The sequence below is a fragment of the Pseudomonas sp. BE134 genome, assembly GCF_031456105.1.
GTDB lineage: Bacteria > Pseudomonadota > Gammaproteobacteria > Pseudomonadales > Pseudomonadaceae > Aquipseudomonas.
The window spans coordinates 63811-71134 of record NZ_JAVDUA010000036.1 but is presented as its reverse complement, the minus strand read 5'-3'; the positions used below and the strand labels follow the sequence as shown (position 1 = coordinate 71134).

At 58.2% G+C, this 7324-nt stretch carries 9 protein-coding genes; 7 read left to right on the top strand and 2 right to left on the bottom strand.

All coding sequences use genetic code 11. The features are described from left to right. The first annotated feature begins 162 nt into the window (after positions 1 to 162). Together J2Y56_RS25050 and J2Y56_RS25045 are read left to right on the top strand one after the other, a co-directional pair. Positions 163 to 648 (top strand): hypothetical protein, encoded by a 486-nt coding sequence (locus tag J2Y56_RS25050; RefSeq protein ID WP_150781823.1) that lies wholly within the window; start codon positions 163 to 165, stop codon positions 646 to 648. Positions 649 to 711: 63 nt separating this feature from the next. Further along, positions 712 to 999 (top strand): PA4642 family protein, encoded by a 288-nt coding sequence (locus J2Y56_RS25045; RefSeq protein ID WP_007947084.1) that lies wholly within the window; start codon positions 712 to 714, stop codon positions 997 to 999. A 157-nt stretch (positions 1000 to 1156) separates the two neighbouring features. Here J2Y56_RS25045 and mqo read toward each other — a convergent pair whose 3' ends face one another. Then, positions 1157 to 2665 carry a malate dehydrogenase (quinone) gene (gene mqo, locus J2Y56_RS25040; RefSeq protein WP_007947085.1) on the bottom strand — a complete coding sequence of 503 codons (1509 nt, stop codon included), beginning with the start codon at positions 2663 to 2665 and terminating at the stop codon, positions 1157 to 1159. 980 nt (positions 2666 to 3645) lie between these two features. On the opposite strand from mqo, the gene J2Y56_RS25035 reads away from it, so the two are divergent. Continuing rightward, positions 3646 to 4230: a YajG family lipoprotein gene (locus J2Y56_RS25035; protein ID WP_007947087.1), complete on the top strand. Its 585-nt coding sequence runs from the start codon at positions 3646 to 3648 to the stop codon at positions 4228 to 4230. Positions 4231 to 4459: 229 nt separating this feature from the next. Next, on the top strand, positions 4460 to 4738 hold the full coding sequence (locus J2Y56_RS25030) for a hypothetical protein (RefSeq protein WP_007947089.1): 279 nt from the start codon (positions 4460 to 4462) through the stop codon (positions 4736 to 4738). Positions 4739 to 4802: 64 nt separating this feature from the next. On the opposite strand, the gene J2Y56_RS25025 is transcribed toward J2Y56_RS25030, so the two are convergent. Beyond that, on the bottom strand, positions 4803 to 5966 hold the full coding sequence (locus J2Y56_RS25025) for a 1-acyl-sn-glycerol-3-phosphate acyltransferase (protein WP_007947090.1): 1164 nt from the start codon (positions 5964 to 5966) through the stop codon (positions 4803 to 4805). Between the two features lie 141 nt (positions 5967 to 6107). Here J2Y56_RS25025 and J2Y56_RS25020 point away from each other — a divergent pair, with 141 nt between their 5' ends. The 3 genes from J2Y56_RS25020 to J2Y56_RS25010 are packed head-to-tail and all read left to right on the top strand — an operon-like array spanning position 6108 to position 7223. After that, positions 6108 to 6290, top strand: coding sequence for a CPXCG motif-containing cysteine-rich protein (locus tag J2Y56_RS25020; RefSeq protein ID WP_007947091.1), 183 nt, complete (start codon positions 6108 to 6110; stop codon positions 6288 to 6290). 13 nt (positions 6291 to 6303) lie between these two features. Next, positions 6304 to 6564, top strand: a complete 261-nt coding sequence (locus tag J2Y56_RS25015) for a putative signal transducing protein (protein WP_007947092.1) — start codon at positions 6304 to 6306, stop codon at positions 6562 to 6564. 35 nt (positions 6565 to 6599) lie between these two features. Continuing rightward, the gene (locus tag J2Y56_RS25010) at positions 6600 to 7223 is read left to right on the top strand and encodes an SOS response-associated peptidase (protein ID WP_150781818.1); all 624 of its coding nucleotides are present in this window, start codon (positions 6600 to 6602) and stop codon (positions 7221 to 7223) included. Positions 7224 to 7324 lie beyond the last annotated feature (101 nt).

The window sequence follows — 7324 nt, the reverse complement described above, 5'->3', positions numbered from 1 at the left end:
GCTACTTTGTTCATGGCAACGGTCTCCGGTAGGCCCCCTGTGAAAGCTTAGTGGGCGATCACAGGGGGCAGCGGGGGTAGCCATTTCATTAGTGGCTCGCGTCCACAGCAGTATTTTCATATGCCCGTGATAAAGTGCCCGGCCTCGTCTTCGGAGCCCGTCATGAGCCTTTTGATTCGCTGCTTTGCCGCCTTGTTGCTGACCGTCAGCCTGCCACTGGCGGCCGCCCCTGCGCCGATGCACGCACAGTTTCTGCCTCCCGATGACCTGACCCTGCGCGACGCAGATCCCGAGCAGCAACAACTCCTGCAGGTCACCGAGTATTCGGTGGTGGTGGGTAGCCAGCGCCAGTCCAGCCAACAGCCAATACCGGTCACGTCCCCGATGCTGATCCGCCTCAAGGGCAAATCCTTGAACAAGGGCGCGACCATCAACCAGGTGCTGGTCCACTTCGATGGCGAAAGCAAAAGCCTGAAAAAGCCGGTCTATGATGACAAAAGCAAAACCCTGACGCTGTTTTACCCGCTGGCGCAGTACCGGGTGGTGATCGACTTGCTGCGCAATGACACGGTGTATTGCCAGTTCCTCAGCTATGCCAACGGCCATGTCTGGGCTGATTTACACACAGGGGCCACTCGAGTGCGTTGAGCCCGGCGGCAAGGGAGGGGTAAACTGCCCGCCCCGTGAAATGTCTGCGAGCTGGAGTCGGCAATGCGTAAAGATAAGAAGCAAGTGATTGGTGACGAGATCGGCGACGAGCAGATCAAGTTGTTCCTCGATTTCGAGCCAGTCGACGCCACTTCGCCGTCGCTGCACAAGTTGATCAAGGCCTACCGTGGTCTGCGCATCGATGACTTCGAGCGATTTCTGACGTTCTTCGTCGAGGCAGGTCTGGACCTCAATGGCCAGGATGAACAGGGCAATGACTTTGTTGCCCTGATCAAGGATCAGCGCAACGCGGCCGAGTACATCGAGTTGATCGCCAAGGCCCGTGGTTAAGATCAAAAATTCGCAGCCTCGCTACGCTCGACAGCTCCTACAAAGGGTTCGGTTACACCTGTAGGAGCTGTCGAGTGAAACGAGGCTGCGATGTTTTACGCGGCATAAAAAAACGCCCCGCTCTCAATGAGAACGGGGCGTTTTTTATGGGACCGAATCAAGCGTAGCTTTCGGTCTCGTTACTGGCTTCAACCAGTTCCAGCGCGATGTTGTTGTGCGCATTGATCTTGCGATACAGCGCCGCATCGGTTTCGAGCACTTTTTCGCGAGCCGGGAAGATTTCCGCCAATTTGGCAGCCCACTCTCCGGAAGCCTTGCCCGGGAAGCATTTTTCGATCAGCTCAAGCATGATCGAAACGGTCACCGAGGCGCCTGGGGAGGCACCGAGCAGGGCGGCAAGGGAACCGTCCTTGGCCGCGACCAGTTCGGTACCGAACTGCAGAACGCCACCCTTTTTCGGGTCTTTCTTGATGATCTGCACCCGCTGGCCGGCCACTTCCAGGCGCCAGTCTTCGGCTTTCGCTTCAGGATAGAAACGACGCAGGGATTCCAGGCGCTGTTCCATCGATTGCATCACTTCGCTGACCAGGTACTTGGTCAGGTCCATGTTGTTTTTCGCCACGGCCAGCATCGGACCGATGTTGCCGGCGCGAACCGACATCGGCAGGTCCATGAAGGAGCCGTGCTTGAGGAACTTGGTGGTGAAGCCGGCGTAAGGTCCGAACAACAGGGACTTCTTGCCATCGACGACACGAGTGTCCAGGTGCGGCACGGACATCGGTGGCGAACCCACGGCGGCCTGGCTGTACACCTTGGCCTGGTGGTGTTTGACCACTTCCGGGTTGTCGCAACGCAGCCACTGGCCACTGATCGGGAAGCCGCCGAAGCCTTTGCTTTCTTCGATGCCCGAAGCCTGCAACAGCGGCAATGCCGCGCCGCCAGCGCCCAGGAAAACGAATTTCGCGTCGACGTCACGGGTGTTGCCGCTGTTGACGTCCTTGATGCTGACGGTCCAGCCGCCGTTGTTACGCTTCAGGCCAGTCACACGCTTGCAGTACTTGACTTGCGCGTCGGGCGCGCTGGTCAGGTGCTTGAGCAATTGATTGGTCAGGGCGCCGAAGTTGACGTCGGTGCCATTCATCACGCGGGTCGCCGCGACGACTTCGTCGGCCGGACGGCCCGGCATCATCAGCGGCATCCAGTCGGCCATTTTGGCCTTGTCTTCGGTGTATTCCATGTCCGCGAAGGCGTGGTGCTTGCTCAGCAACTTGAAGCGTTCCTTGAGGAAGGAAACGCCACTGTCACCTTGCACGAAGCTCAGGTGAGGCACCGGGCTGATGAACGTCTTGCACGAGCCGAACGTGGCTTTTTTGGTCAGGTAGGACCAAAACTGCTTCGACACCTCGAATTGGGTGTTGATGTGTACGGCTTTCTTGATGTCGACGGTGCCATCGGCAGCCTGTGGCGTGTAGTTGAGCTCACACAGCCCGGCGTGACCGGTACCGGCGTTGTTCCATGGGTTGGAACTCTCCGCGGCACCGGAATCCATCAGCTCGACGACTTCCAGCTTGATCGCGGGGTCGAGCTCTTTGAGCAATACCGCAAGGGTGGCACTCATGATGCCGGCCCCAACCAGTACTACGTCGACTGCTTCGTTATGCGCCATTTAACGCGTCTCCAAAATCTGCAGCACCAAATTGACGGCATGGCTGCCAGGCGTTCCGGGGCGTGTCAGTGATGCCCCATTACCATGGCCAGTATTGCCATGTCCGAATCTTCGCAATTTTTTGCAACTTCGACGGACGCTGCCGGCCGGGTCAATGAGGGTTATGAACTCATTTCAACGCGCGACTGGCAATTCGACTTATGGTCGATACATCCGTTTGTGCAACCAAATCCGTAGCGGACAGGCTTCAGGCTCCCGTATTCGAGGAGTGCTCGGTCCTGTGTCGTTGGGCTGTTTCAGACGCTAATGGTGCATGTTCAGACGCAAAACTATTCATTTGCTCGCCACACTCTTGTGAAGTTGTGAAAACCCGTTTTTTTCACGCTCTTTTGAAGACGTGAACCTCAAAAAAGGGCTGTCCCTGCCTGGCACCGTGCCCGCAAGCATTACCGTCATGGGAAACATGACCGGCAAAACGGGCAGACAGCTCAGTGACCGAGCGTAATGACAGCTCTGCAGATTCGCGAAAAGCGGGTTTTTGCTCAAGGAACAGCAAGCGCGCCAGCTTCACTCGATCTGTGTGGGCGGCTCTCTGTGGGCGGTGCGGGGTGTCAATGCCGGGGGCATTAACGATGCTGCGAGGCCCGATCAGGAGACGTCCTTATAATCGGGGGCAGATTGTATCTAAGAAACGCATGGAAATGGACGTGTTTAATGACTTTTATTAGGCATCTGGTCAGGTGGTCAACAGATGTTGTACTCGTGCACGTGGCTGGCGCGTGTTAACGCGTGTGCCAAGAGGAGGGGCGGGTTTACCCCGTAGACACGGATTTCCTCGATTTGTACCCAGCCTTCGCCCATTGGCTGGAGGCTGAAGGGGGGTGCAGGAATTTACTTCAACGCTTGTAGGGTGCTAGTTACCCGTCGTGGCGCACCGCTATACTGCGGGCCTGTTTGTGCCTGATTCTGGAGAGAAACGCATGTTGCAACGTCTGTTGTTCGGTTTGATCACTGTGACCAGTTTGACCCTCGTTGGCTGCGCCCACAGCCCGCAACAACTGAACCCTGAACCCAAGCTGACAACCCAGCTGGCGCCAGTCGGCCATGGTCAGCCGGTGGTGGTGCGTGTGGTGGACGGTCGTCCGTCGCCAACACTGGGCACCCGTGGCGGCTTGTACCCGGAAACCAGCGCGATCACCGTGCAGGGCCCGCAGATTCTGCCGAAGTTGCAGGCTCAGGCCGAGGCGGCCGTGCGCTTGCTGGGCTTTACCCCGACGTCCAATGCGCCGAATGCACCGCAACTCACCGTGACCTTGGCCGAGCTGAAGTACCAGTCGCCTAAAGAAGGCATGTATGTGACAGAAGCGACCATCTCCGCGACGTTCCGCTCTGATGTGCAGAATGCCAATCGTCGTTACAGCGGCCGTTACGGCGCATCGCTGGACCAGCGTTTTGGCATGGCACCGAACCAGGAAACCAACACCAAGCTGGTCAGCGATGTGTTGAGTGATGCGCTGACGCGTCTGTTCAAGGATGCGACAGTGGGTCAGGTTCTCGGCGAGTAAGTATTCGTCGGATGTAAAAAAGCCCGGAGCCAGCAATGGCCCGGGCTTTTTTATTCAGGACTACACCGAACAACTGTGGGAATGAAGAAGTTATGACCCAAGACGAGAATCAACCAAAAATAGTGAGCTATTTGTCGTAAATCGGATGCGATAGGTGAGGCTTTCGGTAGAATCCGCGCCGCATTCGTCGGTTCGGCGTCTGCTACACCTGTTTTGTTTGAGGTCCGTGATGTCGCTGCATTTGATGACGCTGTTTACCGCCCATCCCGCCAAGCTGGTCAATCTGCTGGCCTTGTTGCTGGCTTTTCCGGGCAGTTGGCTGCTGCACGCCACTCGTCGCCGCGAACAACGCGCCGTCGCCAGCAGGGTGGCCCAGCGCCAGGGTCAACCCAGCGTAGAGCCGACCCTTGATTGGGCGACGTTGCGCATGAATCGCTTCTTCTACCGCTTCGGTTTTGCCTGTCTCGGGCTGGCGTTGCTGGTGTCGTGGATCAGCACGCAAGTCTGATTTCAAAAATGGCAGCAATGAAAACGGCGCCCAAAGGCGCCGTTGTCGTTTCCAGCCTGAACCCTTACAGCGGCAAGCCGGCTTTCACCCGGTACTGATTGCGCACCGGTGTCGCATATTGCAGCACCAGGAACGGACGATGTTCCTCGGGGCAGGCCTCCAGACGCTTGTTCCATTCTTCCTGTGCCTTGGCCAGCTCGTCGGCCGCAAACACTTCAGACGCTTTTGGCACCTGCAATTGCGGGTCGGCGTCTGTCCATTGGGCGTAGGCCAGGTAGTGCACCGGGAACAAGCGGTAGCCACCGAGGATTTGCTTGTCCATCTCGACCGCCAATTGCTTGGTGTCTTCGAACAGCTCGGTGATCGGCGCGGCGAAGTTCACGTGGACCCGGCCCTTGTAACCGGTGATGCCCTTGGCGATGCTCACATCGTCCTCGCCCGGCACTTTGCTATAGCTGCCAGTGGTGGCGCGGATGTACAACTCGCGCGCCTTGGCCTGATCGCACGGGTCGTATTCATAGCTGATCGACACCGGGGTGAGGTTCAGCGACTGAATGACTTCGCCAAACGGCTCGTCCTTGCGACTCATGTGGAACATCTTGAGGATCGCCGATTCGGTGCGGTCGTCGCCGTCTTTCGCCCGGCCTTCGGCCTGGGCGATCCAGATCGAGGCGCAATCGTTGCGGATCGAGTGGTTGATGTAGGCCGACAGCAGTTGATACGCCGCCATCTTCTCGCGGCGACCGGTGATCGAACGGTGCACGATGAAGCTCTTGTTCAGGCGCATCAAATCGCTGACAAAGGGCTTTTGCAGCAGGTTGTCGCCGATCGCGATGCGCGGTGTTGGCAGGCCCGCGTGGTACACGGCGTAGTTGACGAAGGCCGGGTCCATCACGATGTCGCGGTGGTTGGCAATGAACAGGTAGGCGCTGCCCGACTTGAACTGCTCGACGCCGGTGTAGGTGACGCCGTCTGTTGCGCGTTCGATGGTGTGGTCGACGTACATCTCGACCTTATCCTGCAACGTGGCTACCGAATGAACGCCGGCGAACTCGCGGCGCAGCCGATGAGCTATAAGAGGTTTAAGCATCCAGCCGAAAGCGCCGGCAAAACGCGGGAAGCGGAAGTGGGTGAGGATATCTAGAAACGCCTTGTCGCCCAGCAACCTGTCCAGTACCGCAGGGACTTCGCTATCGTCGTAAGGTCGGATGGCATCGAATTCGCCCATCATGCTCTCTTGTTAGAAACGGCTAGGGTAAGTAAAGGTTTTGATCAAAACCGACAGGGTACGGTCTGAAAAAATAGCCAGACAAAAATAGCCCTGCAAATAGACCGGCGATTATACGCACAAGTCACCCGGGAGACCGCGATGCTGGAAACCGAGCGCTACGAATGTCCGTATTGTGGTGAGGAGGCAGAGGCCGTGCTGGATCTGTCCGGTGGCGATCAGACCTATATCGAAGATTGTCCGGTGTGTTGTCGGCCGATAACGTTTGTCCTGCAGACCGACGGTCAGGAATGGATGCTCGAAGTTCACAGTGAAAACGAATGAAAGGGGCACTCCCATGCTGCGAATCTACGAGCCGGAAAACCTGATGGAAGGCGAGTTGCTGCAAAGCATGTTGGCCAGCGAAGGCATCGAGGCGCATCTGGTCGGGCGCCATTTGCTCGGCGGCACTGGCGAACTGCCGATCTTCGGCCTGTTGGGCTTGCAGGTGGATAACGACCAGGCGGAATACGCCCGCTCGCTGATCACCGCGTACAATGCCGCGCTGCCGCTGTCCGGCGATGAACCGGAGAGCTTTCCCGGCACGCTGGTCTGTTAGGCTGGTGTTCGTTTGATCAAGAGTCGTGCTGCCCCATGTGTGGACGTTATGCCCTGTTTCGCTGGAACCCCGCCTTCGCGGCCCTGCCTGGCTTCCCCGCCGATCAGCAGGCCCAGTGGAATATTTCCCCCAACGATTCGGTGTTGATGCTGCGTGCAGGCGTGGATGGCCAGCGTGAACTGGCCCGCGCCCGCTGGGGCCTGACACCACCGTGGCTGACCGATCTGTCCCGCACTCCGGCCCATGCCCGGGCTGAAACCGTCGCCGAGCAGCCGATGTTCCGCCAGGCCTTTCGTGAGCGACGTTGCCTGCTGCCGGCCAACGGTTTCTATGAATGGCGCGGCACCACGCGCAAGCGTCCGTACTGGCTGACACCGGGTGAAGGTTCGTCACTGTTTTTTGCGGCTATCTGGGAAGCGTACCCGGTGCAGGAGCAGGTATGGCTGAGCACGGCAGTGATCACGCAGCCGGCGGCGAGTCAGCGCCGGCCGTTGATTCTCGATGAAGCGGGGCAGGCGGCGTGGCTCGATCCCGAGACGCCGTTGCATACCTTGCAGGCCTTGCTCGCCAGTGAGCCTGCGGTGTTGCGCGAGCGAGTGCTGGCGAATCTAGTGAACGATCCGAAGCTGAATGCGCCGGAGTGTCTTACCCCGGGTTAATGAGTTGTCTGAGAATTTTTTCCTGCAGCGATGAGAGCTTTGCCTGAAATTTGCGTCTTAGTTGTAGGTCTCTGGCGTCGATGCATTTGCACGCCTAGGAT

What these genes read in the sequence shown, in the direction of transcription:
- J2Y56_RS25045 (WP_007947084.1), top strand. Translation starts at nt 712, where the DNA reads ATGCGTAAAGATAAGAAGCAAGTGATTGGTGACGAGATCGGCGACGAG.
- J2Y56_RS25025 (WP_007947090.1), bottom strand. Translation starts at nt 5,966, where the DNA reads ATGGGCGAATTCGATGCCATCCGACCTTACGACGATAGCGAAGTCCCT.
- J2Y56_RS25035 (WP_007947087.1), top strand. Translation starts at nt 3,646, where the DNA reads ATGTTGCAACGTCTGTTGTTCGGTTTGATCACTGTGACCAGTTTGACC.
- J2Y56_RS25020 (WP_007947091.1), top strand. Translation starts at nt 6,108, where the DNA reads ATGCTGGAAACCGAGCGCTACGAATGTCCGTATTGTGGTGAGGAGGCA.
- J2Y56_RS25030 (WP_007947089.1), top strand. Translation starts at nt 4,460, where the DNA reads ATGTCGCTGCATTTGATGACGCTGTTTACCGCCCATCCCGCCAAGCTG.
- J2Y56_RS25050 (WP_150781823.1), top strand. Translation starts at nt 163, where the DNA reads ATGAGCCTTTTGATTCGCTGCTTTGCCGCCTTGTTGCTGACCGTCAGC.
- J2Y56_RS25010 (WP_150781818.1), top strand. Translation starts at nt 6,600, where the DNA reads ATGTGTGGACGTTATGCCCTGTTTCGCTGGAACCCCGCCTTCGCGGCC.
- J2Y56_RS25015 (WP_007947092.1), top strand. Translation starts at nt 6,304, where the DNA reads ATGCTGCGAATCTACGAGCCGGAAAACCTGATGGAAGGCGAGTTGCTG.
- mqo (WP_007947085.1), bottom strand. Translation starts at nt 2,665, where the DNA reads ATGGCGCATAACGAAGCAGTCGACGTAGTACTGGTTGGGGCCGGCATC.